Annotated in this window: 26 protein-coding genes; 18 read left to right on the top strand and 8 right to left on the bottom strand. The window is 71.7% G+C overall.

Annotated features, from left to right (window positions below):
- From PZ894_RS10100 to PZ894_RS10045, 12 genes are all read left to right on the top strand, one after another.
- A partial coding sequence (locus PZ894_RS10100; RefSeq protein ID WP_275744439.1) for a methylmalonyl-CoA mutase family protein occupies positions 1–1,087 on the top strand: 1,087 nt, incomplete at its 5' end.
- Positions 1,084–3,270, top strand: coding sequence for a methylmalonyl-CoA mutase (gene scpA / locus PZ894_RS10095; RefSeq protein WP_275744438.1), 2,187 nt, complete (start codon positions 1,084–1,086; stop codon positions 3,268–3,270). The genes PZ894_RS10100 and scpA, both read left to right, overlap by 4 nt.
- A 9-nt stretch (positions 3,271–3,279) precedes the next feature.
- On the top strand, positions 3,280–4,260 hold the full coding sequence (gene meaB, locus PZ894_RS10090) for a methylmalonyl Co-A mutase-associated GTPase MeaB (RefSeq protein WP_275744437.1): 981 nt from the start codon (positions 3,280–3,282) through the stop codon (positions 4,258–4,260).
- Positions 4,261–4,345: 85 nt separating this feature from the next.
- Positions 4,346–5,440: a ScyD/ScyE family protein gene (locus PZ894_RS10085; RefSeq protein WP_275744436.1), complete on the top strand. Its 1,095-nt coding sequence runs from the start codon at positions 4,346–4,348 to the stop codon at positions 5,438–5,440.
- Positions 5,441–5,529: 89 nt separating this feature from the next.
- The gene (locus PZ894_RS10080) at positions 5,530–6,735 is read left to right on the top strand and encodes an amidohydrolase (protein ID WP_275744435.1); all 1,206 of its coding nucleotides are present in this window, start codon (positions 5,530–5,532) and stop codon (positions 6,733–6,735) included.
- Positions 6,736–6,870: 135 nt separating this feature from the next.
- Positions 6,871–7,932, top strand: coding sequence for a BMP family ABC transporter substrate-binding protein (locus tag PZ894_RS10075; RefSeq protein ID WP_275744433.1), 1,062 nt, complete (start codon positions 6,871–6,873; stop codon positions 7,930–7,932).
- A gap of 123 nt (positions 7,933–8,055) precedes the next feature.
- Positions 8,056–9,606: an ABC transporter ATP-binding protein gene (locus PZ894_RS10070; RefSeq protein WP_275744432.1), complete on the top strand. Its 1,551-nt coding sequence runs from the start codon at positions 8,056–8,058 to the stop codon at positions 9,604–9,606.
- A 67-nt stretch (positions 9,607–9,673) separates the two neighbouring features.
- On the top strand, positions 9,674–10,777 hold the full coding sequence (locus tag PZ894_RS10065) for an ABC transporter permease (protein WP_275744431.1): 1,104 nt from the start codon (positions 9,674–9,676) through the stop codon (positions 10,775–10,777).
- Positions 10,774–12,042 carry an ABC transporter permease gene (locus tag PZ894_RS10060; RefSeq protein WP_275744429.1) on the top strand — a complete coding sequence of 423 codons (1,269 nt, stop codon included), beginning with the start codon at positions 10,774–10,776 and terminating at the stop codon, positions 12,040–12,042. The genes PZ894_RS10065 and PZ894_RS10060 overlap by 4 nt, the downstream gene beginning before the upstream one ends.
- Entirely contained in the window at positions 12,042–12,440 is a 399-nt protein-coding gene (locus tag PZ894_RS10055; protein WP_275744428.1) for a cytidine deaminase, read from the top strand. Before PZ894_RS10060 ends, PZ894_RS10055 begins: the two co-directional genes overlap by 1 nt.
- Entirely contained in the window at positions 12,412–13,599 is a 1,188-nt protein-coding gene (locus PZ894_RS10050) for a cytochrome P450 (protein ID WP_275744426.1), read from the top strand. The genes PZ894_RS10055 and PZ894_RS10050 overlap by 29 nt, the downstream gene beginning before the upstream one ends.
- On the top strand, positions 13,592–14,884 hold the full coding sequence (locus PZ894_RS10045) for a thymidine phosphorylase (RefSeq protein WP_275744424.1): 1,293 nt from the start codon (positions 13,592–13,594) through the stop codon (positions 14,882–14,884). The genes PZ894_RS10050 and PZ894_RS10045 overlap by 8 nt, the downstream gene beginning before the upstream one ends.
- 102 nt (positions 14,885–14,986) lie before the next feature.
- On the opposite strand, the gene PZ894_RS10040 is transcribed toward PZ894_RS10045, so the two are convergent.
- Positions 14,987–15,439, bottom strand: coding sequence for a MaoC family dehydratase (locus PZ894_RS10040; RefSeq protein ID WP_275744422.1), 453 nt, complete (start codon positions 15,437–15,439; stop codon positions 14,987–14,989).
- A gap of 35 nt (positions 15,440–15,474) precedes the next feature.
- Here PZ894_RS10040 and PZ894_RS10035 point away from each other — a divergent pair, with 35 nt between their 5' ends.
- From PZ894_RS10035 to PZ894_RS10020, 4 genes are read left to right on the top strand one after another with little or no spacing between them, the layout of a single operon-like run.
- Positions 15,475–16,572, top strand: coding sequence for an adenosine deaminase (locus tag PZ894_RS10035; RefSeq protein WP_275744421.1), 1,098 nt, complete (start codon positions 15,475–15,477; stop codon positions 16,570–16,572).
- Positions 16,569–17,045, top strand: a complete 477-nt coding sequence (locus PZ894_RS10030) for a DUF3592 domain-containing protein (protein ID WP_275744420.1) — start codon at positions 16,569–16,571, stop codon at positions 17,043–17,045. The genes PZ894_RS10035 and PZ894_RS10030 overlap by 4 nt, the downstream gene beginning before the upstream one ends.
- A complete protein-coding gene (locus tag PZ894_RS10025; protein WP_275744418.1) occupies positions 17,045–18,262 on the top strand; it encodes a cation:proton antiporter in 1,218 nt (405 codons plus the stop codon). Before PZ894_RS10030 ends, PZ894_RS10025 begins: the two co-directional genes overlap by 1 nt.
- A gap of 54 nt (positions 18,263–18,316) precedes the next feature.
- Positions 18,317–18,700 carry an SHOCT domain-containing protein gene (locus PZ894_RS10020; protein WP_275744416.1) on the top strand — a complete coding sequence of 128 codons (384 nt, stop codon included), beginning with the start codon at positions 18,317–18,319 and terminating at the stop codon, positions 18,698–18,700.
- 12 nt (positions 18,701–18,712) lie between these two features.
- Here the strand turns inward: PZ894_RS10020 and PZ894_RS10015 are convergent, their stop codons facing one another.
- The 5 genes from PZ894_RS10015 to deoC all read right to left on the bottom strand — a co-directional run bounded on the left by PZ894_RS10015 (position 18,713) and on the right by deoC (position 23,243).
- Entirely contained in the window at positions 18,713–19,114 is a 402-nt protein-coding gene (locus tag PZ894_RS10015; RefSeq protein WP_275744415.1) for a hypothetical protein, read from the bottom strand.
- Positions 19,111–19,728: an ATP-binding protein gene (locus PZ894_RS10010; protein WP_275744413.1), complete on the bottom strand. Its 618-nt coding sequence runs from the start codon at positions 19,726–19,728 to the stop codon at positions 19,111–19,113. Before PZ894_RS10010 ends, PZ894_RS10015 begins: the two co-directional genes overlap by 4 nt.
- Before the next feature lie 150 nt (positions 19,729–19,878).
- Positions 19,879–20,748: an aldehyde dehydrogenase family protein gene (locus tag PZ894_RS10005; protein ID WP_275744411.1), complete on the bottom strand. Its 870-nt coding sequence runs from the start codon at positions 20,746–20,748 to the stop codon at positions 19,879–19,881.
- Entirely contained in the window at positions 20,745–22,172 is a 1,428-nt protein-coding gene (locus PZ894_RS10000; RefSeq protein ID WP_275744409.1) for an aldehyde dehydrogenase family protein, read from the bottom strand. The genes PZ894_RS10005 and PZ894_RS10000 overlap by 4 nt, the downstream gene beginning before the upstream one ends.
- An 84-nt stretch (positions 22,173–22,256) precedes the next feature.
- Complete coding sequence (deoC, locus tag PZ894_RS09995; RefSeq protein ID WP_275744407.1) at positions 22,257–23,243, bottom strand: deoxyribose-phosphate aldolase; 987 nt, start codon at positions 23,241–23,243, stop codon at positions 22,257–22,259.
- A 52-nt stretch (positions 23,244–23,295) separates the two neighbouring features.
- Here deoC and PZ894_RS09990 point away from each other — a divergent pair, with 52 nt between their 5' ends.
- Positions 23,296–23,949 carry a hypothetical protein gene (locus tag PZ894_RS09990; RefSeq protein WP_275744405.1) on the top strand — a complete coding sequence of 218 codons (654 nt, stop codon included), beginning with the start codon at positions 23,296–23,298 and terminating at the stop codon, positions 23,947–23,949.
- Positions 23,950–24,063: 114 nt separating this feature from the next.
- Here PZ894_RS09990 and PZ894_RS09985 read toward each other — a convergent pair whose 3' ends face one another.
- On the bottom strand, positions 24,064–25,701 hold the full coding sequence (locus PZ894_RS09985; RefSeq protein ID WP_275744403.1) for a phospho-sugar mutase: 1,638 nt from the start codon (positions 25,699–25,701) through the stop codon (positions 24,064–24,066).
- Positions 25,702–25,718: 17 nt separating this feature from the next.
- Between PZ894_RS09985 and PZ894_RS09980 the strand changes: the two genes are divergently transcribed.
- On the top strand, positions 25,719–26,144 hold the full coding sequence (locus PZ894_RS09980) for an SRPBCC family protein (protein ID WP_275744402.1): 426 nt from the start codon (positions 25,719–25,721) through the stop codon (positions 26,142–26,144).
- Here PZ894_RS09980 and PZ894_RS09975 read toward each other — a convergent pair.
- A complete protein-coding gene (locus PZ894_RS09975) occupies positions 26,137–26,589 on the bottom strand; it encodes a VOC family protein (protein ID WP_275744401.1) in 453 nt (150 codons plus the stop codon). The genes PZ894_RS09980 and PZ894_RS09975 overlap by 8 nt on opposite strands.
- Between the last annotated feature and the right edge of the window lie 75 nt (positions 26,590–26,664).

Here is a 26,664-nt window from a genome sequence, read left to right as displayed (position 1 = left end):
CACCACTTCGGCTCCCGCCAACCGCCCTAACTGCGAGATCGGGTCTGACGTCCAGGAGCTCGGCTGGTCGATGGCCGCGGGTGCGACGTACCTCCGCGCGCTCACCGAGGCCGGCCTGAGCGTCGACAAGGTCGCGGGCCTGGTGGAGTTCCGCTACGCCGCCACCGACGAGCAGTTCGCCTCGATCGCCAAGCTGCGGGCCGCGCGCCGGCTCTGGACCCGGGTCCTGGAGCTCTCCGGGGTCTCGACAGGCTCGACCAACATGAAGCTGCATGCGGTCACCAGCCGTCCGATGATGAGCAAGTACGACCCGTGGGTGAACATGCTCCGCACCACGGTCGCGGCGTTCGCCGCCGGCGTCGGGGGAGCGGACAGCGTGACGGTGCTGCCGTTCGACGGCCCACTCGGCCGGCCCGACGCCTTCGGCCGGCGCATCGCCCGCAACACCAGTCACCTCCTCATCGACGAATCGCACGTCGCGCACGTCGCCGACCCGGCCGGCGGCTCGTACGCCGTCGAGAAGCTCACCGACGACCTCGCCCGCGCGGCCTGGGAGTTCTTCGGAGAGCTCGATGACGCGAGCGACCCCGAGCCGGTCCTGAACTCCGCCATCGCCCTGACGAACGTGACCCGCGAGAAGGAGATCGCCACGCGCAAGCGGCCGATCACCGGGGTCACCGAGTTCCCGAACCTCGGCGAGGCGCTGCCCGAGCGCCCGGGAGACGGCGACGACGTCCGCCGCTACGGTGCCACGTTCGAGGCCTTCCGCGACGCGCCGCCGCAGAACCCGGTCCACCTCGCGACGCTCGGCACCGTCGCCCAGCACACCGCGCGCGCGACGTTCGCGACCAACCTGCTCGCCGCCGGCGGCATCGCCGTCAGCGCCGAGCCGGGCCGCGTGGCGTGCGTGGCCGGTGCGGACGCGGCGTACGACGAGCAGGGCGCCGAGACCGCAGCGCGGCTGCGCGAGGCCGGCGCCGAGTGGGTCATCGTCGCGGGCCAGCCGCGCGAGTGGGCCGACGACAACTGCGCGATGGGCACGAACGCCCTCGACTTCCTGATCCGCACGAGGGAGAAGCTCGCATGACGGTTCCGAAGAGCTTCAGCGGGCTGTCGCTGGATGGTGGTTTCGAGACAGGCGCTAGCGCGCCTTCCTCGACCACCGGGGGCGGCGACCACACCTGGATGTCGCCGGAGGGCATCGGGATCAAGCCCGGCTACGGCCCCGAGGACCTGGCGGGACTCGACGCGCTCGACACGCTCCCGGGGCTGAGTCCCTTCCTGCGCGGGCCCTACCCGACGATGTACACCACCCAGCCGTGGACGATCCGGCAGTACGCCGGCTTCTCGACCGCCGAGGAGTCCAACGCGTTCTACCGCCGCAACCTCGCCGCCGGCCAGAAGGGACTGTCGGTCGCCTTCGACCTGGCCACCCACCGCGGCTACGACTCCGACCACCCGCGGGTGCGCGGCGACGTCGGCATGGCGGGCGTGGCCATCGACTCGATCTACGACGCGCGCACGCTCTTCGACGGCATCCCGCTGGACCAGATGTCGGTGTCGATGACCATGAACGGCGCCGTGCTGCCGGTCCTGGCGCTCTACATCGCGGCGGCCGAGGAGCAGGGGGTGAAGCCTTCGCTGCTCGCGGGGACCATCCAGAACGACATCCTCAAGGAGTTCATGGTCCGCAACACCTACATCTATCCGCCGGCGCCGAGCATGCGGATCATCAGCGACATCTTCCAGTTCACCTCGCAGCGGATGCCGCGCTTCAACTCGATCTCGATCTCCGGCTACCACATCCAGGAGGCCGGGGCGACCAACGACCTCGAGCTCGCCTACACGCTCGCCGACGGCGTCGAGTACATCCGGGCCGGCCTCGACGCGGGCCTGACCATCGACCAGTTCGCCCCGCGGCTGTCCTTCTTCTGGGCGATCGGCATGAACTTCTTCATGGAGGTCGCCAAGATGCGCGCGGCCCGGGCGCTGTGGGCCCGGCTGGTCCGCCAGTTCGACCCGCAGAACCCGAAGTCGCTCAGCCTGCGCACCCACTCCCAGACGTCCGGCTGGTCGCTGACCGCGCAGGACGTCTTCAACAACGTGCAGCGCACCTGCATCGAGGCGATGGCGGCCACCCAGGGCCACACCCAGAGCCTGCACACCAACGCCCTCGACGAGGCGATCGCGCTGCCGACCGACTTCTCGGCGCGGATCGCCCGCAACACCCAGCTCCTCCTCCAGCAGGAGAGCGGGACGACGGGGACGATCGACCCGTGGGCCGGCTCCTACTACGTCGAGCGCCTCACCCACGACCTCGCCGAGCGTGCCTGGGCGCACATCCTCGAGGCCGAGCGGGCCGGCGGGATGGCCGCGGCGATCGAGCAGGGCATCCCGAAGATGCGCATCGAGGAGGCGGCCGCCCGCACCCAGGCGCGCATCGACTCCGGCGCGCAGAAGGTCATCGGCGTCAACACCCACCGGCTCGCCACCGAGGAGCGGCTCGACGTCCTCAAGGTCGACAACGACGACGTCTACCGGCAGCAGGTCGCCAAGCTCGAGCGGCTGCGTGCCGAGCGCGACGACGACGACGTACGCCGTGCGCTCGAGGCGCTGACCCGGTCGGCGGAGCGGGGCGGCAGCAAGGGCTCGCTCGACGACAACCTGCTCGCGCTGGCCGTCGACGCCGCCCGTGCGAAGGCGACCGTCGGCGAGATCTCCGAGGCGCTGGAGAAGGTCTACGGCCGCCACCAGGCGGTGATCCGTACGATCAGCGGCGTGTACAGGGACGAGTCGACCACCGGCGAGGGCGGCACGCTCGTGCAGCAGGTGCTCGACGCGACCGCCGAGTTCGAGGAGGCGGAGGGCCGCCGCCCGCGCATCCTGGTCGCCAAGATGGGCCAGGACGGCCACGACCGTGGTCAGAAGGTCGTGGTCACGGCCTTCGCCGACATGGGCTTCGACGTCGACGTGGGCCCGCTGTTCTCGACCCCCGAGGAGGTCGCGCAGCAGGCGGTCGACGCCGACGTGCACATCGTGGGCGTCTCGTCGCTGGCCGCCGGTCACCTCACGCTGCTGCCCGCGCTGCGGACGGCGCTGGAGGAGCAGGGTCGCCCCGACATCATGGTCGTCATCGGCGGCGTGATCCCGCCCGACGACGTACCGACCCTCCGCGAGATGGGGGCGGCGGCGGTGTTCCTGCCCGGCACGGTCATCGCCGAGTCCGCCCTCGACCTCCTGGTCCGGCTGCGGGAGCAGCTGCACCACTGAGGCGCCGGCATGCCTGATGTCGAGGCCCTCCTCGAGGGCATCCGCGCCGGTCGGCGGGCCGCCGTATCCCAGGCGATCACGCTCGTCGAGTCGACCCACCCCCGGCGTCGGGAGCAGGCGCGCGAGCTGCTGTCGACGCTGACCTGCCAGAAAGTTTCGGGCGGGTCGGCGATCCGGGTGGGTATCTCGGGGGTTCCCGGCGTCGGCAAGTCGACGTTCATCGAGGCGCTGGGGTCGCGGCTCACCGGCGTCGGTCACCGGGTCGGCGTGCTCGCGGTCGACCCGTCGAGCGTGCGCACCGGAGGGTCGGTCCTGGGCGACAAGACCCGGATGGCCCGGCTGGCCAACGACCCGGACGCGTTCGTCCGGCCCTCGCCCAGCGCCGGCACGCTCGGCGGCGTCGCGCGGGCGACCGTGCAGGCGATGGCGGTGCTCGAGGCCGCGGCGTACGACGTGGTGCTGGTCGAGACCGTCGGCGTCGGCCAGTCGGAGGTGACCGTCGCGGGAATGGTCGACACGTTCCTCTTCCTGACCCTCGCGCGCACCGGCGACCAGCTGCAGGGCATCAAGAAGGGCATCCTCGAGCTGGCCGACGTGGTCGCCGTGAACAAGGCCGACGGCGACCGCGCGCAGGAGGCGCGGGTGGCCGCGCGCGACCTCTCCGGCGCGCTGCGGATGGTGCGCGGCAAGGGGGAGTGGGTGCCGCCGGTGGTGACCTGCTCGGCCCTGGAGGACTCCGGCGTCGACGACGTCTGGGAGCAGGTGCACGGCCACCGCCGCCACCTCGGGTCGCAGGGGCTGGCCGACAAGCGCGCCCGGCAGCAGCTGGAGTTCACCTGGGCGCTGGTGCGCGACGAGCTCGACCAGCGGTTGCGGCACTCCGCCGGCGTCCGGGCGGTCCGCGAGGAGGTGCGCGCGGCGGTGCTCGCGGGCGACCTCCCGGCCACCGCCGCCGCGGACCAAATCCTCGCGGCGTACGACGGCAGGTGACGCGCGCTATAGCCCAATCGGGTGTTGCGCACGGCATCTGGTCGCGGCAACTGTGGTGCCACCATCAGCGCTCAGGGAGGCACCCATGCGTAGAACCCGGATCGTCGCTGCCACCGCGACGCTCGCCCTCGCGGCCACGACGGCCGTGCTCGTGCCGGCCAGCCAGGCCGCTGCGCCCAAGCCGAAAACCCTCGCGAAGAACCTCGTCGCCCCGCTCAGCGTCGCGATCGACGACGACGGCACGGCGTACGTGACCCAGAACTTCGCCGGGACGCTGTCCCGGGTGGCGCCCGGCAAGAAGCCCAAGACCGTCTACGCCAGCAAGGGCGGCAACGAGGTCGGTGGCGTCTCGGTCTTCCACGGCAAGGTCGTGTTCACCGAGACCAAGAGCGACGCCCAGGGCAACCCGAAGAAGTCGTGGGTCAAGTGGATCACCCCGTCCGGCAAGGTCAAGACGCTCGCGAACGTCCGGAAGTACGAGAACAAGAAGAACCCGGACGGCGACGTCATGTACGGCGTGCGCGGCATCACCGACGAGTGCGCGGCGCAGTGGCCGACGGAGGAGGCCGGACCCGCGACGCACCCCGGCATCCCGGACTCGCACCCGTACTCGACCTACCAGGTCGACGAGGGCACCGTGTTCGTCGCCGACGCCGGCATGAACGCCGTGCTCTCCATCTCCCCGAAGGGCAAGATCCGCACCCTGGCCGTGCTTCCGCCGGCCGCGGTGAAGATCACCGCCCCGCTGGCCGCTGGCGCGGGCATCCCGGACTGCGCCGTCGGCCTGACCTACTACAGCGAGCCGGTGCCGACCGACGTCCAGAAGGCCGGCAAGGGCAAGCTCCTCGTCACCACCGAGGGCGGCGGCCTCGGCGAGATGATGCCGCTGGGTGGGGTCTACCGCGTGCCCATGAAGGGCGGCAAGGCCAAGCAGGTCGCCGGCGGTCTCTTCGCACCGACGGGTCTGGCGGTCGCCGCGAACGGCGACGTCTACGTCGCCCAGCTCTTCGGCGGCGAGATCTCGCGGATCAAGCACGGCACCAAGAAGGTGCGCACCTACGCCAAGGCGAAGCTGCCGGCGGCGGTCGAGTGGACGCCGGACGGGCTCTACGCGACGACGAAGGTGCTCGGACCCGAGGGCAAGCCGCCGACCGGCAAGCTCGTGCGGTTCGGTCGCTGACGCGATCGGCTGAGCACAGCCCGGTGCGGGTCCCGGCCGACGGCCGGGACCCGCACCCCTGCCCCGGGGTGGACTAACCTCGGGGTGACATGCCTTCTGTCAGCCCGGTCCCCGACGCGCCGTCCGGCGCGGTCATCGCCGACGCCGTCTCAGGTGCCGAGGACGAGCTCGTCGCGCTGCGCCGCGACCTCCACGCGCACCCCGAGCTGTCCTGGCGCGAGCTGCGGACGACGGCGGTCGTCGCCGCCCGGATCCGGCAGGCCGGCTGGCGCGTCACCGAGCTGCCCCGCACGGGCCTGGTCGCCGAGATCGGAGACGTCGGCCCGGTCGTCGCGCTCCGTGCCGACCTCGACGCCCTGCCGGTCCCGGACCTGACCGGTGATCCGTGGGCGAGCACCGTCGAGGGCGTCACCCATGCCTGCGGCCACGACGTGCACACCAGCGCGCTGGTCGGGGCCGCGGTCGCGCTCGGCCGGCTGCACGACCGGGGGCTGCTCGCGGGTCGGGTCCGGCTGCTCTTCCAGCCCGCCGAGGAGGTGATGCCCGGCGGCGCCCTCTCGCTGATCGAGCTGGGCGCGCTCGACGACGTCGAGCGCATCTTCGGGCTGCACTGCGACCCCACGCTCGACGTCGGCCGGGTCGGCCTGCGCGAGGGACCGATCACCGGCGCGGCCGACCACCTCGACGTCACGCTCACCGGCTCCGGCGGCCACACCTCGCGGCCGCACCTCACCGAGGACCTCACCTTCGCCCTCGGGAAGGTCGTCACGGAACTGCCGGCGATCCTGTCGCGCCGGCTCGACCCCCGGGCGGGCGTCAGCGTGGTCTGGGGCGTGGTCCGCGCCGGCTCCGCCCACAACGTGATCCCGGCGACCGGTCGCCTCGGCGGCACCGTGCGGATGCTCGACGCGATCGCCTGGTCCGAGGCCGAGAAGCTGGTCCCGCTGCTCGTGGAGCAGATCGTCGCGCCGTACGGCGTGCACGCGCAGGTCGACTACCAGCGCGGCGTGCCCCCGGTGGTCAACGAGCTGGCCTCGACCACGCTGCTCGCCCACGCCGTGGAGGCGGTGCTGGGACCGGACGGTCACGTCCCGACGCAGCAGAGCCTCGGCGGCGAGGACTTCGGGTGGTACCTCGACCGCGTCCCGGGCGCGATGGGTCGCCTGGGGACGCGCACCCCCGGCGGTCCGACGTACGACCTCCACCAGGGGAACCTCCGCGTCGACGACGGCGCGGTCGGGGTCGGCGCGCGGGTGCTGGCGCGGGTCGCCGTCGCGTCCCTATCTCGCGGATGACGCAAAATCTGCCGCTCCGCACGCATCGACTCGGTAACAACTTCGTCAATGCTGTGCTGTGACCGCACGGAGGGCCTAGGGTCTGACCTGTTTTCCGCGCCCTGACGGGCGTCCACAGCTCACGAAGGAGGCGTCTTGCGGCGCACCACCAAGTTTGCTGCAGTGCTGGCGGCCGGCATCCTGGCCCTCACCGCATGCGGCAGTGACAGCGACGGCGACAGCGACGCCGGTTCTGACGACGGCAACACCGCCGCCCCCACCTCCGACGTCAAGGTCGGCATGGCCTACGACGTCGGCGGTCGCGGTGACCAGTCCTTCAACGACTCCGCCGCGGCCGGTCTCGACCAGGCCAAGGAGGAGGGCCTCATCGCCGAGGCCCAGGAGTCCGAGGCCGAGGACGGCGAGGCCGAGTCGGCTCGCGAGGAGCGCCTGCGCACCTTCGCCGACGCCGGCTACGACCCGATCATCGCGGTGGGCTTCGCCTACGCCGCCTCGGTCGGCAAGGTGGCCGAGGAGTACCCCGACATCCACTTCGCGATCATCGACGACTCCAGCCTCGCGGACGTCCCCAACGTCGCCAGCCTGGTCTTCGCCGAGGAGCAGGGCTCGTTCCTGGTCGGCGCGGCCGCCGCGCTGAAGACCGAGTCCGACCACGTCGGCTTCGTCGGTGGCGTCGAGACCCCGCTGATCCAGAAGTTCGAGGCGGGCTACGCGGCCGGTGTCAAGGCGGTCAACCCGGACGTCAAGATCGACGTCAAGTACCTCACCCAGGTCCCGGACTTCTCCGGCTTCGCCGACCCGGCCAAGGGCAAGACGGCGGCCCAGGGCATGTACGACAACGGCGCGGACATCGTCTACCACGCCGCGGGCGGCTCCGGTGGCGGTGTCTTCGAGGCGGCCTCCGAGGCCGGCGCGAAGGCGATCGGCGTCGACTCCGACCAGTACAACACCGCCGACCCGTCCGTGAAGGACGTCATCATGACCTCGATGCTCAAGAACGTGAACGTCGCGGTCTACGAGTACCTCAAGCAGGTCAGCGGGGGCACCTTCCCGAGCGGCGTGACCACCTACGACCTCGCGGTCGACGGTGTCGGCTACTCGACCAGCGGTGGCTTCATCGACGACATCACCGACCAGCTCGACGAGTACAAGCAGCAGATCATCGACGGCGAGATCACCGTCCCGGACAAGCCGTGATCGAGAGCTGAACCACGCACCACCTGGCAACGGGTCCGCGGGGCACACGCCCCGCGGGCCCGTTCCGCGTCCGCGACCTGAGAAGGTAGCGTCACGCTGAACCTGACGAGGAGGTCAGAGATCGTGCCCACCGCGGCCCCGCCCAGTGCTGCCAACGCAGAGGTCGCCGTCCGCCTGCGCGGCATCGGCAAGAGGTTTCCGGGTGTCATCGCCAACGACGACATCAACATCGACGTGCACCGGGGCACGATCCACGCCATCGTCGGTGAGAACGGCGCCGGCAAGTCCACGCTGATGAAGATCCTGTACGGCGTGCAGCCGCCCGACTCGGGCACCATCGAGATCAACGGCGAGCAGGTCAACCTGCACTCGCCGGCCGACGCGATCAAGGCCGGCGTCGGCATGGTCTTCCAGCACTTCATGCTGGCCGACAACCTCACCGTCCTCGAGAACGTCGTCCTCGGCGCCGAGAGGCTCCACGGCATCGGGGCGAAGGCCCGTGCGGAGGTCATGCGGATCTCCGACGCCTACGGGCTCGGCATCCAGCCCGACCGCCTGGTCGAGGAGCTCGGCGTCGGCGCGCGCCAGCGCGTGGAGATCCTCAAGGTCCTCTACCGCGGCGCGCGCATCGTCATCCTCGACGAGCCCACCGCCGTGCTGGTGCCCCAGGAGGTCGACGAGCTCTTCGGCAACCTGCGCGGGCTCAAGGCCGAGGGTCTCAGCGTCATCTTCATCTCCCACAAGCTCGACGAGGTGCTCTCGGTCGCCGACGAGATCACCGTGATCCGGCGCGGCACGACCGTGCAGACCGTCGAGCCCGAGGGTGTCACGGCGCGGCAGCTCGCCGAGCTCATGGTCGGCTCCGAGCTGCCCTCCCCGAGCACCGAGGCGTCCACGGTGACCGACCAGGTGCTGCTCCGCGTCCGCGACCTCGCGCTGCCGAGCGACTATGCCAGCGAGGGAGGCCGGCCGCTGCTCGACTCGGTCTCCTTCGAGATCCACCGTGGTGAGGTGCTCGGCATCGCCGGCGTCGAGGGCAACGGCCAGGCCGAGCTCGTCGAGTCGATCATGGGCATGCGCCCGGCCGCGACCGGCCTCATCGAGCTCGCGGGCGACGACCTCTCCAGCCGCTCCACGCGGCAACGTCGCGAGGACGGCATCGGCTACATCCCCGAGGACCGGCAGCGGCACGGTCTGCTCCTCGACGCCCCGCTGTGGGAGAACCGGATCCTCGGTCACCAGTCCCGCCCGCCCAGCGTCAGCCACGGCCTCGTCGACCGGCGCGCCGCGCGCGACGACACCCAGCGCATCATCCGGGAGTACGACGTCCGCACCCCGGGGCCCGACGTGCTCGCCCGGGCGCTGTCCGGCGGCAACCAGCAGAAGCTGATCGTCGGCCGCGAGATGAGCGGCGAGCCGAGTCTTCTCATCGCCTCCCATCCCACGCGCGGCGTCGACGTGGGCGCGCAGGCCGCGATCTGGAAGCACATCAAGGACGCCCGGCGCAACGGCCTCGCCGTCCTGCTGATCTCCGCCGACCTCGACGAGCTGATCGGTCTCTCCGACCGCATCGAGGTGATCCTCCGGGGTCGCTTCGTCGGCAGCTTCGACCCGGCCGGCGTGACCCCCGAGCGGCTCGGCTCCGCCATGACCGGAGCGGGAGAAACGGCATGAGCACCCCACGAAACTGCACGCTTCGTTCGCTGCGCTCTCTTCGCGCACACTTTCGAGGGGACCCCGCATGACCAAGGCACGTCTGACCAGCATCGGTCTCGGCGTCGCCGCGGCGGCGCTCGCGCTGCTGGCCGCGTTCGTGATCACCAGCCTGGTGCTGCTCGCCGCCGGCGACCCCGTCGGCGACGTGTGGGGCCAGCTGCTGGCCTGGCCCGAGATGCGCAACTGGGCCAACATCATCAACAACGCCTCGGTGCTCTACCTGTCCGCACTCGCGGTCGCGGTCGGCTTCCGGATGAACCTCTTCAACATCGGCGTCGACGGGCAGTACCGCGTCGCGGCGTTCACCGCCGCCGTCGTCGCGGGAGAGGCCTGGCTGCCGGGCTACCTCAACACCGCGCTCGCGATCGTCTGTGCGATGGCGGTCGGCGCGATCTGGGCCGGCATCGCCGGTCTGCTGCGCGCCGCGCGGGGCGTCAGCGAGGTCATCTCGACGATCATGCTGAACTTCATCGCGACCGGCCTCGTGGCCTACCTGCTCCGCCAGGTCTCGGTGCGCGAGGAGGGCAGCAACGAGATCGGCACACGCGAGATCCCCGAGGGCAGCCGCATCGGGGGCATCCCGTTCGGCGACTACGAGATCTACGGCTTCATCGTCATCGCCGCGATCGCCGGCTTCGCCTTCTGGTTCGTGCTCAACCGGACCCGCTTCGGCTTCGACCTCCGCGCCACGGGACGCTCGACCACCGCAGCCGTCGCCAGCGGCATCGACGTCCGGAGGATGACGGTCGCCGCGCTGATGATCTCGGGCGCGATCGCGGGCCTGGTCGGGCTCCCGATCCTCTTCGGCGACAGCTACACCTACGGCTCGACGTTCCAGTCCGGCCTCGGCTTCGCCGGCATCGCGATCGCGCTGCTCGGCCGCAACAACCCGATCGGCATCGCGTTCGGCGCCGTGCTCTTCGCCTACCTCGACGAGCAGTCCAACCCGCTGCAGATCCTCGTCGGCGTCTCGCCCGACATCGTCGCCATCACCCAGGGCGTGATCGTGCTGACGGTGGTCATCTCCTACGAGCTCGTACGCCGCTACGGCGTCCGCCTCGAGCAGCGCGAGGTGGCGCGCGTCTTGGCCTCCTCCCGCACCGACAAGCCCAAGGAGGTGTCGGCATGAGTGCCCCTGCCAGCGCGACCGGAGCGGCGGAGACGCCCGTGGTCGCCAAGCAGCGCAGGCGGCTGCCGCGCTGGTGGTTCGCCGCCGCGCTGGTCGTGGTGCTGCTCGCGCTCTCGGTCCTGGAGGCCGTCACCGGCGCCAACGACCTGGTCTCTCGGGGCACCGTCGCCGCGACGCTCATCGCCATCGTCCCGATCATGCTCGCCGGCCTCGGCGGCCTTTGGTCCGAGCGGGCCGGCATCGTCAACATCGGCCTCGAGGGCATGATGATCCTCGGCACCTGGGGTGCCGGCTACTTCGGCTACCACTACGGCGCCTGGGCCGGCGTCGCCGGGGCGATCCTGATGGGCATGCTCGGCGGGCTCGTGCACGCCGTCGCGACCGTCGTCTTCGGGGTCGACCACATCATCTCCGGGGTCGCGATCAACATCATCGCGCTGGGCGCGGTGCAGTACCTCGCCTCGCTGACCTTCGTCGGTCTGCCCGGCGGCGGGCAGACCCAGTCCCCGAAGATCCCCGACGTCCAGACGATCACGATCACGCCGGTCGGCGACGCGCTCGGCGACGTCGTCGACCAGCAGATCTTCTTCGTCTCGCAGCTCGCGTCGGTGCTCCAGGCGCTGGTGACCAACCTGTCGCTGCTGGTCGTGCTCGCCATGCTGCTGCTCGTGGTCACCTGGTGGGTGCTCTGGCGCACGTCGTTCGGCCTGCGCCTGCGCTCGTGCGGCGAGAGCCCGTCGGCGGCGGAGTCCCTCGGCGTCGCGGTGCTGCGCTACAAGTTCGCGGCCGTGCTGATCTCCGGCGGTCTCGCCGGCCTGGCCGGCGGCTTCCTGGCGATGGTCGCGTCCAGCAACTACCGCGACGGCCAGACCGGCGGTCGCGGCTACATCGGCCTCGCCGCGATGATCTTCGGCAACTGGCGGCCCGGCGGCCTGCTCGCCGGGTCCGGACTCTTCGGCTACACCGAGACCCTCGGCCTGCGCCAGGGCGGCGACTCGGTGCACGCCCTGCTGCTCGCCCTCGCGGTCCTCGCCCTCGCGGCCGCGGTCTGGCAGGCACGCCAGCAGCAGCAGCGCGCCGCGGTCATCACCGGCGTCGTCGCGGTCGGCCTCGGCGTGCTCTACTTCGCGATCGACCAGGTCCCCGGCGACTTCACCAGCATGACGCCGTACGTCGTGACGCTGCTGGTGCTCGCGTTCGCGTCGCAACGACTACGAATGCCGGCGGCGGACGGGCAGACCTACCGGAAGGGCAGTGCCGGGTAGTGACGGCTGCGCAGGACTTCGACTGGGACGCGCTGAAGGCCGCCGCCGAGGAGGCGGTGACCCACGCGTACGCGCCGTACTCGCACTTCTCGGTCGGCGCGGCGGCGACCGTCGACGACGGCCGGGTCGTGACCGGCTGCAACGTCGAGAACGCGGCGTACGGCGTGGCGCTGTGCGCGGAGTGCGGGCTCGTCGGCCAGCTGCACATCACGGGCGGTGGGAGGCTGACCCACTTCGTGTGCGTCAACGGCGAGCGCGAGATCATCATGCCGTGCGGCCGGTGCCGCCAGCTGCTGTACGAGAACGGTGGTCCCGGTCTGCTCCTGTGGACGGTCTCCGGGATCAAGAGAATGGACGAGGTACTCCCTGATGCGTTCGGTCCCGACGACCTCGCTTGACCTGACCGACCCCGACGTCGTCGCCGACCCCTACCCGCACTTCGCCCGCGAGCGCGAGCGGCACGCCGCCACCGGCGGCGTGGCCTGGCACGAGGCGTCGGGGAGGTACTTGACGTTCGCGCACGCGTCGGTGGGACAGGTGCAGCGCGACCGGCGGCTCGGCCGGCTCTGGAAGGACAAGGAGCCGCTCGACCACCTCGAGCCGTTCAACCTGCTGCACCGCAACCAGATGATGGAGAACGAGCCGCCGGAGCACACCCGGCTGCGGCGACCGGTCGCGTCGGCGTTCGCGCGCGGGCACGTCGAGCGGCTCCGGCCGCGCGTGCGGGAGCTCGCGGCCTCGCTGCTCGCCGACGTGGACCCGGCCGGCTTCGACGTCATCGCGGCGTACGCCGAGCCGCTGCCCGTGCTCGTCATCGCCGACCTGCTCGGCGTGCCCCGGTCCTACGCCCACGACCTGCGGGACTGGTCGCAGGCGATCGTGCGGATGTACGAGGTCGCGCCGTCCCAGCAGACCGTGGACGAGGCCGTCCGGGCGGCCACCGACTTCGCGGGGCTGGTGCGCGAGCTCGTCGCCGAGCGCCGCAAGGATCCTGCCGACGACCTGATCACCGACCTCCTGGCGACCGAGCTCACCGAGGACGAGGTGGTCGCCGCCGTGGTGCTGCTGCTCAACGCGGGCCACGAGGCGTCGGTCAACGTCTTCGGCAACGGGCTCACCGCGATGCTGCGGCGCGGGCTGCGCCCCGGCGGCGACGTCCCCGCCACCGTCGAGGAGATGCTGCGCTTCGACTCCGCGCTCCAGCTCTTCGAGCGAACCGCGACCGAGGACGTCGAGTTCGCCCACGGCGAGCAGCGGGTCGTCGTCGAGGAGGGGCAGAAGATCGCCGCCCTGCTCGGGGCGGCCAACCGCGACCCGGCCGTCTTCGACGAGCCCGACGAGTTCCGCGTCGACCGGACGCCCAACAACCACCTGGCGTTCGGGGTCGGCGTGCACTTCTGCCTCGGCGCCCCGCTGGCGCGCATGGAGCTCGCCGAGTCGGTGCCGGCGCTGTTCGAGACGTTCCCGGACCTGGCCCTCACGGGAGAGCCGGTGAGCCGCGGGACCTTCGTGTTGAGGGGGTTCCGTGAGGTGCCCGTGGGAGGAAGCCATGCCTGAGAACGCACACGACGCCGTTGAGGTCATCTCCGCGAAGCGGGATCGGCTGGAGCTGAGTGGGAGCCAGATCGACTGGGTGATCGGCGCCTACACGCGCGGTGAGGTCGCGGACGAGCAGATGTCGTCGCTGGCGATGGCGATCCTGCTCAACGGGATGAACCGTCGCGAGATCTCGCGCTGGACGGGCGCGATGATCGCGTCGGGGGAGCGGATGGACTTCTCCACGCTGTCGCGTCCGACCGCGGACAAGCACTCGACGGGTGGGGTGGGTGACAAGATCACGCTGCCGTTGGCGCCGTTGGTGGCGGCGTGCGGGGTCGCGGTGCCCCAGCTCTCCGGGCGCGGACTCGGCCACACCGGCGGCACGTTGGACAAGCTCGAGGCGATCGCGGGCTGGCGGGCGGGGCTGTCGAATGAGGAGATGTTCGCGCAGCTGGAGTCGGTGGGTGCGGTGGTCTGCGCGGCCGGTGACGGTCTGGCGCCCGCGGACAAGAAGCTGTATGCGCTGCGCGACGTGACCGGCACGGTCGAGGCGATCCCGCTGATCGCGTCGTCGATCATGTCGAAGAAGATCGCCGAGGGCACCGGTGCGCTGGTGCTCGACGTCAAGGTCGGCACCGGTGCGTTCATGAAGTCCGTCGAGTCGGCGCGCGAGCTGGCCGAGACGATGGTCGCGCTCGGCCAGGACGCCGGCGTGCACACGGTCGCGCTGCTGACCGACATGTCCACGCCCCTGGGGCTGAGCGCCGGCAACGCGGTCGAGGTGCAGGAGTCGGTCGACGTGCTCGCCGGGGGCGGCCCCGCCGATGTCGTCGAGCTGACGCTGGCGCTGGCGCGCGAGATGCTGGCCGGCGCGGGACGCGGTGACGTCGACCCGGCCGAGGTGCTGGCGTCGGGGCGGGCGATGGACGTGTGGAGGCGGATGATCCGCGCCCAGGACGGCGACCCCGACGCGCCGCTGCCGCGGGCGCGGGAGTCGCACGTGGTCGCCGCACCCTCCTCGGGGGTGCTGACCCGGCTCGACGCGATGGCCGTCGGCATGGCCGCCTGGCGACTCGGCGCGGGGCGGGCCCGCAAGGAGGACCCCGTGCAGGCCGGCGCGGGGGTCGTGTGGCACGCCCGTCCCGGTGACACCGTCACCGCGGGCGAGCCGCTCCTCACCCTGCTCACCGACGACCCGGAGCGGTTCGACCGCGCCCTGGCCTCCCTCGAGGACGGCTACGACATCGCGCCGGCCGGTACGCCGTACGAACCCACCCCCCTGGTGATCGACCGCATCGCCTGACACGTTGAATCGGGACTTCTGACGGTTCAATCGGGAGTTTCGGCCAGCGCTCGTGTCCAAAAGTCCCGACTCGAGCGTCAGAACTCCCGATTCAACGGGGAGTCAGGGGAGCAACAGGACGACGGTCTCGGCGACGCAGGCGGGCTTGTCGACGTCCTCGATCTCGATGGTGTAGCGGATCGTGGCCTGCTTGCCGCTGGGCAGGTCGGTGACGGCGGCGAGGGCGACGTGGGCGCGGATCCGCTTGCCGACCAGCACCGGATGCGGGAACCGCACCTTGTTGGTGCCGTAGTTGAGCTTGGCGCCCGGAGTCTCGAAGCGCACCACCTGGCTGCCGAGGAAGGGCACCAGCGACAGGGTCAGGTAGCCGTGCGCGATGGTGCCGCCGAAAGGACCGGACGCGGCCCGCTCGACGTCGACGTGGATCCACTGGTGGTCGCCGGTGGCCTCGGCGAACCGGTCCACCCGCTCCTGGTCGATGGTCAGCCAGTCGGAGGTGCCGAGCTCCTCGCCGGTGGCTGCGGACACCTCGTCGAGAGTCGTGAAGACGCGCATGCCTGCGAACCTATCGGTTCTGGTTGGATCGGCACATGACGACGCCGACTCGTGACCAGGTGCTCCGGGCCCCGAAGGTGCTGTTGCACGACCATCTCGACGGCGGGCTCCGGCCGCAGAGCATCATCGACCTGGCCGCAGACTGCGGTCACCAGCTGCCCGAGGTGGAGGGTGAGCTCACGGCCGGGTCGCTGGGGCGCTGGTTCGCCGACGCCGCGGACTCCGGGTCGCTCGTGCGCTACCTCGAGACCTTCGACCACACGGTCGGGGTGATGCAGACCGGGCCGGCGCTCACCCGGGTCGCGCGCGAGTGCGTGGAGGACCTCGCGGCCGACGGGGTCGTGTACGCCGAGATCCGCTACGCGCCCGAGCAGCACGTCGAGACCGGGCTGACCCTCGAGGAGGTCGTCGCGGCCGTCCAGGAGGGCTTCGACCAGGGCGTGGCGGCGGCGGACGGCCGGATCGTGGTGCGCCAGCTGCTCACGGCGATGCGACACCAGGCGCGGTCGATGGAGATCGCCGAGCTCGCGGTGGCGTGGCGCGACCGCGGCGTCGCCGGGTTCGACATCGCCGGCGCGGAGGCCGGCTACCCGCCCACCCGGCACCTCGACGCGTTCGAGTACCTCCAGCGGGAGAACTTCCACTTCACCATCCACGCGGGCGAGGCGTTCGGTCTGCCGTCGATCTGGCAGGCGATCCAGTGGTGCGGGGCCGATCGGCTCGGCCACGGCGTCCGCATCATCGACGACATCACGGTCGGCGAGGACGGCACGGTGGAGCTCGGCCGGCTCGCGGCGTACGTCCGTGACAAGCGGATCCCGCTCGAGATGTGCCCCTGGTCCAACGTGCAGACGGGCGCGGCGGCGTCGATCGCCGAGCACCCGATCGGGCTGCTGAAGAAGCTGCGCTTCCGGGTCACCGTCAACACCGACAACCGGTTGATGAGCAAGACGTCGATGACCCACGAGATGTGGTCGCTGGTCGAGGCGTTCGGCTACGGCCTGCGCGACCTGGAGTGGTTCACGGTCAACGCGATGAAGTCGTCGTTCCTGCCGTTCGACGAGCGGTTCGCACTGATCCAGGACCACATCAAGCCGGCGTACGCCGCACTGCGGGAGGAGCCCGCGGAGTGAGGATCCACGACGTCCCGACCGCGCTGCTGCTCGGCGCCGCCGCGGTGCTGCTCCTGGCCGCGGTCGCGCTGCTCCTCAAGGGGCGGTCGGTACGACGTACGGCCCAGCGGTTCCGCACCCGTGCGGTGACGACGCGGGCGACCGTGGTCGCGCTCGAGGCCAAGGACCTGAGCCTGGGCGGGAGCCCCGACACCCGCTACTTCCCCCGGGTCCGCTTCGTCCCCGGCGGCGCGGACCAGCCGGTCGAGGTGCTGACCCTGACCGACGTGCCGCCCCCGCCACCACGAGTGGGTGACGGGCTCGACGTGGCCTACGACCCCGAGCGCCCCGAGCGGGTCGACGTCGCGGCCACGGAGGACAGCCTCGAGGGTGCCGGGCGCACCTGGCTGCTGCTCGGCTGCGGTGTGCTGCTGCTCGCGTTCGGCGTCGCCGCCGCGTGGCTGGTGCTCGTCTTCGTCGTCTGGACCTCCTGATGCCCGGCGCGGCGGAGTCGATCTTCTGGATCGCGGTCTGCGCGGTGCTGGCTCCGCTGCTGGCCGGGCTGCTGCTCCGTGGCCGGGTGCCGGAGGTCGTGCTGCTGCTCCTGCTGGGGGTGCTGATCGGGCCGAACGTGCTCGAGCTCGCCGTCGCCGGCGAGGGCGTGACCATGCTGCGCGAGCTCGGCCTCGGGATGCTGTTCCTGCTGGCCGGCTACGAGATCGAGGTCGACGAGCTCGTGGGCCGGGGCGGTCGACGCGCGCTGGTCACGTGGCTGGGCTGCTTCGGCGTCGCGCTCGGCCTGATCTGGCTGGTCGGCGCCTCCGACGCGGTCGACGCGGAGATCGCGGTCGCGATCGCGCTGACCTCGACGGCGCTCGGCACGCTGCTGCCGATCCTCAAGGACGGCGGCCTGCTCGGCACCCGCTTCGGCAGCACGCTGATGAACCACGGCGCGTACGGCGAGCTCGGCCCGATCGTGGCGATGGCCGTGCTGCTCGGCAGCAGGGGCCTGGTCGCCTCCGCGCTGGTGCTGGCGGGCTTCTTCGCGCTGGCCGTGCTCGTGCACCGCTTCTCCGCGCGGATCAGCCGGGAGGGCTCGGCACTGCTCGCCGCCGTACGCCGCGGGGCCGAGACGTCCGGGCAGACCCAGGTGCGCCTCGTCGTGCTGCTCCTGGTCACGCTCGGCGTCGCCGCCGCCGTGTTCGACCTCGACGTCGTGCTCGGGGCGTTCGCCGCCGGGTTCGTGCTGCGTGGGCTGCTGCCCGAGGGGCACGAGCGCCTGGAGCACAAGCTGGAGGGGCTGGCCTTCGGGCTGCTGATCCCGGTCTTCTTCGTCACCTCCGGCATGGCGATCGACCCGCAGGCCGTCGCAGACGAGCCGCTGGCGCTGCTGGTCTTCCTGGCCCTGATCCTGCTGGTGCGCGGCGGTGGTGTGCTGGTCGCGACCCGCCTGCAGCGGGAGGGCGGCGTGCCGGTCTTCGGCGGCCGCGAGAGCGCGGCGATGGCACTCTTCGCCGCGACCGGCCTGCCGATCATCGTCGCGGTCACGTCGGTGGCGGTCGACGCCGGGGAGATGACGCCGACGAACGCCTCGGTGCTGGTCGCGGGTGGCGCGCTCACCGTGCTCGTCTGTCCGCTCCTCGCGCAGCGTCTGCTGGGCGAGCGCAGTCACCCGGAACAGGTGAGCCCGCCGCCGCCCGGGCGGGTCTAGCGTCGGCGCGACACCGGGACAGCGCCCGGCATCGACGCACCTGAGAGGAACGTTGTGGACAGCTTCTGGGACTTCTTCTGGTTCACCATCTCCTTCTTCCTGCTCATGGCCTATCTGGTCGTCCTGTTCCAGATCCTCACGGACCTGTTCCGTGACAAGGACACGAGCGGCTGGGCGAAGGCGGTGTGGGTGTTCTTCCTGATCATCTTCCCGCTCGTCACCTCGCTGGTGTACCTGATCGCTCGCGGCAAGGGCATGACCGAGCGCAACATCCACTACGCGAAGGCCGCGCAGGCCGACACCGACGCCTACATCCGCTCGGTCTCCGCCGGCGCCGGCTCGCCGTCGGAGGAGATCGCGCGCGCGAAGGCGCTGCTCGACGCCGGCACCATCAACCAGGCCGAGTACGACGCGCTGAAGGCGAAGGCGCTCGTCTGAGCGGCTCCCGCGTCAGTCCGGCAGCACCGCGAACCACGGGTGCCGCCACCGCGACGCGGAGAGCGGCGCGAGCATCCCCCGGGCGGGGTCGTAGGCGATCGGCTCGCCGGCGCGCGAGTCGAGGACCAGCACGACGTGGCGGGGGAGCCACCGGCCGCCCAGGTAGACCGGCACCGGACGGGGGAGCGCGGCGAGGACCTCCGCGCGCCGATAGCGGCGCACCCGCCCGCCGAGCCTCCGGGAGATCGCCCACGGCGTCGTTCCCAGCGCCCGGGGCCACCACCGGTTGAGCCGGCGGTGCATCGCGAGCACCTCGGTGTCGAAGTGCGGCCATGGGCCCGGCAGCCCCTCGGCGACCACGACGCACGACGGCCCGCAGGTGCGGGAGTCGGGCTGTCGCGGCCAGTCGGTCATCGCCGGGCGCCCCGCCGCACGAGCCGAGAGACCTCGGCGTACGCCTCGTCGGAGGTCACGGGTCGGCAGCCCCGCGCGACGGCATGCGCCACCACGCGCTGCTGGTCGCGCATCAGCGCGAGGCCGCGGCGTACCAGCACCAGCGGCGGCTTGCGGTGCTCGCGCAGATCGCGGGTGAGGCGCCGCCAGAAGGTCACCATCGGGTGCTGGCGCACGCAGTACGCCGCGGCCAGCAGCCCCAGGTCGCCGCAGGGTCCGACGACCTCCTGCGCGAAGATCCCCTCGGCCACGAAGAGGTCGTGGTCGCCCAGCTCGAGCGTCTGCCAGCCGCAGCGGCCGTTCCGGGGGATGTCGTAGACCGGCACCTCGGCCCTGCCGGTGCGACAGAGCTCGTCGAGCGCCGCCATCGCGTCGTCGAGCAGCCAGGACGCGGGGTCGTCCCAGTCGACGATGCCCGAGTTGGGACCCTCGGTGATCAGGGGGAGCGTCGGGTCGCCGCCGCTCTTGTAGAAGTCGTCGAGGCGCAGCACCGGGAGACCGATGCGCTCGGCGAGGCGGGACTTGCCGGCGCCCGACGGCCCGGCCAGGACGATCACCCGGGCGCTAGTGGTCATCGATGGAAGTTCGTCGAGGGTAGCCGTCGTCCAGGTGCGTGCAGCGCAAGGCGGCGGCGCGAAGGCAGACTGGAGTCTTTCGAGCGCTGCCAACGCAGCGATGTGCGTGCCTGGGCGGCGGGGACCCCGACGAACTCACGGAGATGGCCACTAGACGCCAATCGGGTGCCAGACGGTCTTGATCTCGAGGAACGCCGTGATCGGCTCGAGACCGGGGTCGAGCGTCCAGTCCGGCTCCGTTGCCGGTGCCCGGCGGACGCGCTTGAGGTTGTCGGCCGCCGCGACCTCGAGCTCGGTGGCCAGCGCGGTCTCGCCCGCGACGCCGGTCAGGTCGATGGCGTTGACGTCCATGTGGGCGGCCAGCCACGGTGCGATCGTCGCGGCCGATCCGGTGAGGATGTTGACCACGCCGCCGGGCACGTCGGAGGTCGCGAGCACCTCGGAGAAGGTCACCGCCGGCAGCGGCCGCTCGTACGACGACACCACGACGACCGTGTTGCCGGTGACGATGGCGGGCGCGACGACGCTGACGAGGCCGAGCAGGCTCGACGCCTGGGGGGCCAGGACCGCGACGACGCCGGTCGGCTCGGGCGTCGACAGGTTGAAGAACGGACCGCCCACCGGGTTGGCGTTGCCGACGACCTGGGTGACCTTGTCCGCCCAGCCGGCGTACCAGACCAGCCGGTCGATGGCCTCGTCGACGACCTTGTCGGCCTTGCCGGCGGAGAGGCCCTCGGACTGCTGCGTCGCCTGCACGAACTGCGGGCGCCGGTCCTCCATGACCTCGGCGACGCGGTAGAGGATCTGCGCGCGGTTGTACGCCGTGCGGCCGGACCAGCCGGCGAACGCCTTGCGCGCGGCCACGACCGCGTCGCGCGCGTCCTTGCGGGAGGCGAGGGCGGCGTTGGCCACGAACTTCCCCTTGCTGTCGGCGACCTCGTAGGAGTGCCCGGACTCCGAGCGCGGGAACGCGCCGCCGATGTAGAGCTTGTAGGTCTTGCGGACGTCGATCCTGCTCACTTGAGGTAGGCCTCCAGACCGTGCCGGCCACCCTCGCGGCCGTAGCCCGACTCCTTGAACCCGCCGAAGGGGCTGGTCGGGTCGAACTTGTTGAACGTGTTGGCCCAGACGACGCCGGCGCGCAGCTGGTTGGCCATGGACAGGATCCGGGAGCCCTTCTCCGTCCAGACGCCGGCCGAGAGGCCGTACGGCGTGTTGTTGGCCTTCTCGACGGCCTCCGAGGGCGTGCGGAAGGTCAGCACCGACAGCACCGGGCCGAAGATCTCCTCGCGGGCGATCCGGTGGGCCTGCGAAACGCCGGTGAAGAGCGTCGGCGGGAACCAGAAGCCGGTGGTCGGCAGGTCGCAGGCCGGGGACCAGCGGCCCGCACCCTCGGACTCGCCGATCTCCGACAGGTCGCGGATCTTCGCGAGCTGCTCGGCGGAGTTGATCGCGCCGATGTCGGTGTTCTTGTCCAGCGGGTCGCCGACGCGCAGCGTGGACATCCGGCGCTTGAGCTTGGCGAGCAGCTCGTCGGCGACCGACTCCTGCACGAGCAGGCGGGAGCCGGCGCAGCAGACGTGGCCCTGGTTGAAGAAGATGCCGTTGACGATGCCCTCGACGGCCTGGTCGAGCGGCGCGTCGTCGAAGACCACGTTGGCGGCCTTGCCGCCCAGCTCGAGCGTCACCTTCTTGTCGGTGCCGGCGACCGCGCGGGCGATCGCCTTGCCGACCTCGGTGGAGCCGGTGAACGCGACCTTGTCGACGCCCGCGTGGCCCACCAGCGCCTGGCCGGTGGCGCCGGCGCCCGTGACGATGTTGACGACGCCCGGCGGGAGGTCGGCCTGCTGGCAGATCTCGGCGAAGAGCAGCGCGGTCAGCGGCGTGGTCTCGGCCGGCTTGAGCACGACGGTGTTGCCGCACGCGAGTGCCGGGGCGATCTTCCACGCGAGCATCAGCAGCGGGAAGTTCCACGGGATGACCTGGCCGGCGACACCCAGCGGCCGCGGGTCGGCTCCGCGCCCGGCGTACTCGAGCTTGTCGGCCCAGCCGGCGTAGTAGAAGAAGTGCGCGGCGACGGTCGGGACGTCGACGTCGCGGCTCTCCTTGATCGGCTTGCCGTTGTCGAGCGACTCCAGCACGGCGAGCTCGCGGCTGCGCTCCTGGATGATCCGGGCGATCCGGTAAAGGTACTTCGCGCGCTCGCGGCCCGGCATCGGGCCCCAGACCTTCTCGTAGGCCCTGCGGGCCGCCTTCACGGCGGCGTCGACGTCGGACTCGTCGGCCTCGGCGACCTCGGCGAGGACCTCCTCGGTCGCCGGGCTGATCGTCTTGAAGCTCTTGCCGTGGCCGTCGACGAACTCGCCGTTGACGAAGAGGCCGTACGACGGCTTGATGTCGACGATGCTCCGGGACTCGGGAGCGGGTGCATACTCAAAGCCCATTCGTGTCCTCGCTTCGCTCCGGGCACGAACGGGGCCCGCAGATGCTGTGTTGGATGGTGAACTCGCTGCGCTCGTCCACTGGGATCAGTCCAGCGTGAAGTAGTCGGGGCCGCTGTAGCGGCCGGTCCTCATCTTGGTGCGCTGCATCAGCAGGTCGTTGAGCAGCGTGGAGGCGCCGAAGCGGAACCAGTCGGGGTCGAGCCAGTCCTGGCCGGCGACCTCGTTGACCGTCACGAGGTACTTGATGGCGTCCTTGGCGGTGCGGATGCCGCCCGCGGGCTTCACGCCGACCATCTGGCCGGTCTGCTCGCGGAAGTCGCGGACCGCCTCGAGCATGATCATCGTGACGGGCAGCGTCGCGGCGGGCTGCACCTTGCCGGTGGAGGTCTTGATGAAGTCGGCGCCGGCCATCATGGCGAGCCAGCTCGCGCGGCGGACGTTGTCGTAGGTCTGGAGTTCGCCCGTCTCGAGGATGACCTTGAGGTGGGCGTCGTCCCCACTGGGTCGCGCGCACGCCCGCTTGGTCGCCACGATCTCGTCGAAGACCTGCTGGTAGCGGCCGGACAGGAACGCGCCGCGGTCGATGACCATGTCGATCTCGTCGGCCCCGGCCTCGACCGCGTCGCGGGTGTCGGCCAGCTTGACGTCGAGCGCGGCACGGCCGCTGGGGAACGCCGTGGCGACGGCGGCGACGTGCACGCCGGAGGCGCCCCCTGCTGCGCCCAGCGTGTCCTTCACGGTCGCGACCATGTCGGGGTAGACGCAGACGGCCGCGACGGACGGGCAGGAGGGGTCGGCGGGGTCCGGCCGCATCGCCTTCGACGCGAGCGCGCGGACCTTGCCGGGCGTGTCCTGGCCCTCGAGCGTCGTCAGGTCGACCATCCGGATCGCGAGGTCGAGCGCGAACTCCTTGGCGCTGGTCTTGATCGAACGAGTCCCCAGGCCGGCCGCACGGGCCTCCGCGCCGACCTGGTCGACGCCCGGCAGCCCGTGCAGGAACCGTCGCAGCGAGGCCTCCGACCGGGTCGCGTCCTCGAGACCTGGGTCGGGGATGGTGGAAGTACCGCTCACCGACCCAGCATAGGGTTGGCCGAGCCCAGCGTCACAAACCGGAGAGCACGAGATGAGCGACCAGGACGACGACGCGGTCGTCGAGCGCTTCCAGCCCACCAGCGGCCGCATCAGCGGCGTCCTGGGCCTGATCGTCGCGGGGGTCGTGATCGTGCTCGCCCTGGCCGCCTGGGACGCCGGCACGGCCCTCGGCGTGGCGATCGTCGCCGTGCTCGGAGCGGTGCTGGTGTGGGCGGCGCTGCTGCGTCCGGCGCTGTGGGTCACGCGCCGGGACCTGGTCATGCGCGGCATGTTCCACACCGACCGGGTGCCCCTCGCGGCGATCGACCGCGTGCGGGTGACCCAGGTGCTCACCGTCGTCGTGGGCGAGCGCCGCATGGTGTCGCCGGTCGTCGGCTACTCGCTGCGGCAGCTGACCAAGGCGCGCATCCAGACCCGGGGCGGGATCGAGCAGCCGCACCTGGAGCCGCTCGAGGCGAAGGACCCGCAGAGCGGCGCCCCCCTCGAGTCCGCGGTCCACCAGGCCTTCGTCGAGTCCCGGATCGACCACCTGGCCAGGACCGCCCGCGACCAGTCGGGCATCCGCCCGGGCTCGCCGGAGCAGCACGCCCTGGCCCACGACGTACGCCGCACCTGGGCGCTGCCCGAGCTCGCCGCCGCCGGTCTTTTCGTCGTCGCCTTCGTCGTCTGGCTGGCGCTGCACTGACGGCGGCGGTGGGATAGTCCGTCACGATCGGGTTGCCCGACACGGCGTGTCGCCGACCAGAACGTGACGGACTATCCCTGGCGACCCGGGCCCGGCGACCCGGCGACCCGGCGATCAGATGCCGGCGGCGGCCTTGATGCCGGCTCGCAGCGCGTCGAGGCGGCCGGCGGCGGCGATCCGGGCGGCGTCCACGCCATCCTCGGGGTCCACGGGCACGACCACCTCCAGGTAGCACTTGAGCTTCGGCTCGGTGCCGCTCGGGCGCACGACGACGCGGGCGCCGTCGGCGAGCCGGTAGCGCAGCCCCTCGGTCGGCGGCAGGTCGGCGCTGCCCTCGGAGAGGTCGTCCACCTGCTCGACCGCGAGGCCGCCGAGCTCGGTGGGCGGGTGCTCGCGCAGGCGCGCCATCGCGGCTGCGATCTCGCCGAGGTCGGTGACCCGCACGGAGAGCTGGTCGGTGGCGTGCAGGCCGTGGGCGAGCGCGAGGTCGTCGAGGATGTCGACCAGCGTGCGCCCGGCGGCCTTGGCGCCGGCCGCGAGCTCGCAGAGCAGCAGCAGCGCGGAGACGCCGTCCTTGTCCTTCACGTGCTCCGGGTCGACGCAGTAGCCGAGGGCCTCCTCGTAGCCGAACGCGAGATCGTCGACCCGGCCGATCCACTTGAAGCCGGTCAGCGTCTCGGCGTACGGCTGGCCGGCCGCGGCAGCGAGCTTCCCCAGCAGGCTCGAGGAGACGATGCTGCAGGCGTACGTGCCCCGCCTGCCCTTCTCCAGCAGTGCGTGCGCCAGGAGCGCGCCGACCTCGTCGCCCCGCAGCATCCGCCAGCCGTGCGGACCGGGTACGGCGGCCGCGCAGCGGTCGGCGTCGGGGTCGTTGGCGACGACCAGGTCGGCGCCCCGCCGTTCGGCGAGCTCCATCGCGAGGTCCATCGCGCCCGCCTCCTCCGGGTTGGGGAAGGCCACGGTCGGGAACTCCGGGTCCGGGTGCTCCTGCTGCTCGACCACCGCCGCCGCCTCGAAGCCGGCGGCCTCGAGCACGCGCTCGACGGTGGTGCCTCCGACGCCGTGCAGCGGGGTGTAGACGATGTCGAGCTCGCGCGGACCGTCGTCGACGAGCGAGGCGGTCGTGTCGAGATAGCGGTCGACGACCTCCTCGCCGAGCACGGTGCCGCCGTCGCCACGCGGCACACCGCTCACCGGGCCCACGGCGGCGATCCGCGACGCGATCTCGATGTCGGCCGGCGGCACGATCTGGCTGCCGTCGCCGAGGTAGACCTTGTAGCCGTTGTCGCGGGGCGGGTTGTGGCTGGCGGTCACCATGACGCCTGCCGCGCAGCCGAGCTCGCGGATCGCGAACGCGAGCACCGGCGTGGGCAGCGGGCGCGGGAGGACGTACGCCGTGAGCCCAGCCCCCGTCATCACCTCCGCGGTGTCTCGCGCGAAGACGTCGGAGTTGTGCCGCGCGTCGTAGCCGATCACCACGGAGCCGTGCGTGTGCCCGGTGTCGCGCAGGTAGGCGGCGAGGCCGGCCGCGGCGCGGGTGACCACGACCCGGTTCATCCGGTTGGGCCCTGCGCCGAGCTCGCCGCGGAGCCCGGCCGTGCCGAACTCCAGCGTGCCGTCGAAGCGGGCGGCGAGGTCGGCGGTGTCCCCGCCGTCCTCGACGTCGGCGATGACCGACTCGAGCTCGGCACGCGTCTGCGGGTCGGGATCGTCGGCCGCCCAGGCCCGGGCGGCCGCGAGGAGGTTGTTCATGCGGGCACCATACGAGGATGAGCTCCACCTTCGTGTTCCGGGACAGCTGGGAGGTCGCCGCGTCCCCGGCGGCCGTGCACGGCGTGCTCGTCGACCTCGAGCACTACCCGGCGTGGTGGCCGCAGGTCGTCGCCGTCGCGTCCCTCGGGCCGGACGACGCCCGGGTGCTGTGCCGCTCGGTGCTGCCGTACACGCTCGACCTCGTGCTGCACGCCGTCTCGCGCTCGGCCGAGCGACTCGAGGTCGGGGTCTCGGGCGACCTGGCCGGCTCGGTGTGCTTCGCGCTGACCCCGGTCGCGGCGGGGACACGTCTGGACTTCACCCAGGAGGTCAGCGTGCAGGGCTGGCTCGGGGCCGCGGCGTACGTCGCGCGACCGCTGCTGCGGTGGAACCACCGCCGGATGATGCGCGGCTGCCGGCAGGGGCTGGACCGGCTCAGCTGAGGCAGAACTCGTTGCCCTCGGGGTCCTGCATGACGGCGAAGCACGAGTGGTCGTCGATGACCCTGCGCACCACGCTCGCGCCGTCGGCGACCGCGCGGTCGACCGCCTCCTGGACCTCGCGGCGGCGCTGCTCCATCGGCCGCGACTTGTCGCGGCCGCCCGGATAGACGTCGAGGTGCAGCCGGTTCTTGGTGACCGTCTTGCCCTCGGGCACGATCTGGAACCAGATCGTGGGCCCCTCGCCCGCCGGGTCGTGGAGCCGGTCGCAGTAGTCCGGTCCGATGTCGGTCAGCTCCTCCTCGGGCACGCCGACGGAGCGGTACCAGTCCACCCACGAGTCGTGGCCCGCGGGCGGCGGCTGGGGCTCGTAGCCGAGGAGGGGTGCCCAGAACCGGGCCAGCCGGCTCGGGTCGTTGGCGTCGATGGTGAGCTGCCAGGTGACCATGACAGGACCGTAGCTGCCGCCACCGACATTTAGCGTTGGTCCTGGGTCCGCGGGCGGTCATGACCACCGACCGGG

It is taken from the genome of Nocardioides sp. YIM 152315 (assembly GCF_029210375.1).
In the GTDB taxonomy this organism is placed as follows: Bacteria; Actinomycetota; Actinomycetes; order Propionibacteriales; family Nocardioidaceae; genus Nocardioides.
The sequence above is the reverse complement of the archived record's forward strand: the minus strand, read 5'-3'. Positions and strand labels throughout refer to the sequence as shown.

What these genes read in the sequence shown, in the direction of transcription:
- PZ894_RS10085 (WP_275744436.1), top strand. Translation starts at nt 4,346, where the DNA reads ATGCGTAGAACCCGGATCGTCGCTGCCACCGCGACGCTCGCCCTCGCG.
- PZ894_RS10025 (WP_275744418.1), top strand. Translation starts at nt 17,045, where the DNA reads ATGCCCGGCGCGGCGGAGTCGATCTTCTGGATCGCGGTCTGCGCGGTG.
- PZ894_RS10065 (WP_275744431.1), top strand. Translation starts at nt 9,674, where the DNA reads ATGACCAAGGCACGTCTGACCAGCATCGGTCTCGGCGTCGCCGCGGCG.
- scpA (WP_275744438.1), top strand. Translation starts at nt 1,084, where the DNA reads ATGACGGTTCCGAAGAGCTTCAGCGGGCTGTCGCTGGATGGTGGTTTC.
- PZ894_RS09975 (WP_275744401.1), bottom strand. Translation starts at nt 26,589, where the DNA reads ATGGTCACCTGGCAGCTCACCATCGACGCCAACGACCCGAGCCGGCTG.
- PZ894_RS10010 (WP_275744413.1), bottom strand. Translation starts at nt 19,728, where the DNA reads ATGACCACTAGCGCCCGGGTGATCGTCCTGGCCGGGCCGTCGGGCGCC.
- PZ894_RS09980 (WP_275744402.1), top strand. Translation starts at nt 25,719, where the DNA reads ATGAGCTCCACCTTCGTGTTCCGGGACAGCTGGGAGGTCGCCGCGTCC.
- meaB (WP_275744437.1), top strand. Translation starts at nt 3,280, where the DNA reads ATGCCTGATGTCGAGGCCCTCCTCGAGGGCATCCGCGCCGGTCGGCGG.
- PZ894_RS10050 (WP_275744426.1), top strand. Translation starts at nt 12,412, where the DNA reads ATGCGTTCGGTCCCGACGACCTCGCTTGACCTGACCGACCCCGACGTC.
- PZ894_RS10000 (WP_275744409.1), bottom strand. Translation starts at nt 22,172, where the DNA reads ATGGGCTTTGAGTATGCACCCGCTCCCGAGTCCCGGAGCATCGTCGAC.
- PZ894_RS10040 (WP_275744422.1), bottom strand. Translation starts at nt 15,439, where the DNA reads ATGCGCGTCTTCACGACTCTCGACGAGGTGTCCGCAGCCACCGGCGAG.
- PZ894_RS09985 (WP_275744403.1), bottom strand. Translation starts at nt 25,701, where the DNA reads ATGAACAACCTCCTCGCGGCCGCCCGGGCCTGGGCGGCCGACGATCCC.
- PZ894_RS10080 (WP_275744435.1), top strand. Translation starts at nt 5,530, where the DNA reads ATGCCTTCTGTCAGCCCGGTCCCCGACGCGCCGTCCGGCGCGGTCATC.
- PZ894_RS10015 (WP_275744415.1), bottom strand. Translation starts at nt 19,114, where the DNA reads ATGACCGACTGGCCGCGACAGCCCGACTCCCGCACCTGCGGGCCGTCG.
- PZ894_RS10045 (WP_275744424.1), top strand. Translation starts at nt 13,592, where the DNA reads ATGCCTGAGAACGCACACGACGCCGTTGAGGTCATCTCCGCGAAGCGG.
- PZ894_RS10035 (WP_275744421.1), top strand. Translation starts at nt 15,475, where the DNA reads ATGACGACGCCGACTCGTGACCAGGTGCTCCGGGCCCCGAAGGTGCTG.
- PZ894_RS10060 (WP_275744429.1), top strand. Translation starts at nt 10,774, where the DNA reads ATGAGTGCCCCTGCCAGCGCGACCGGAGCGGCGGAGACGCCCGTGGTC.
- PZ894_RS09990 (WP_275744405.1), top strand. Translation starts at nt 23,296, where the DNA reads ATGAGCGACCAGGACGACGACGCGGTCGTCGAGCGCTTCCAGCCCACC.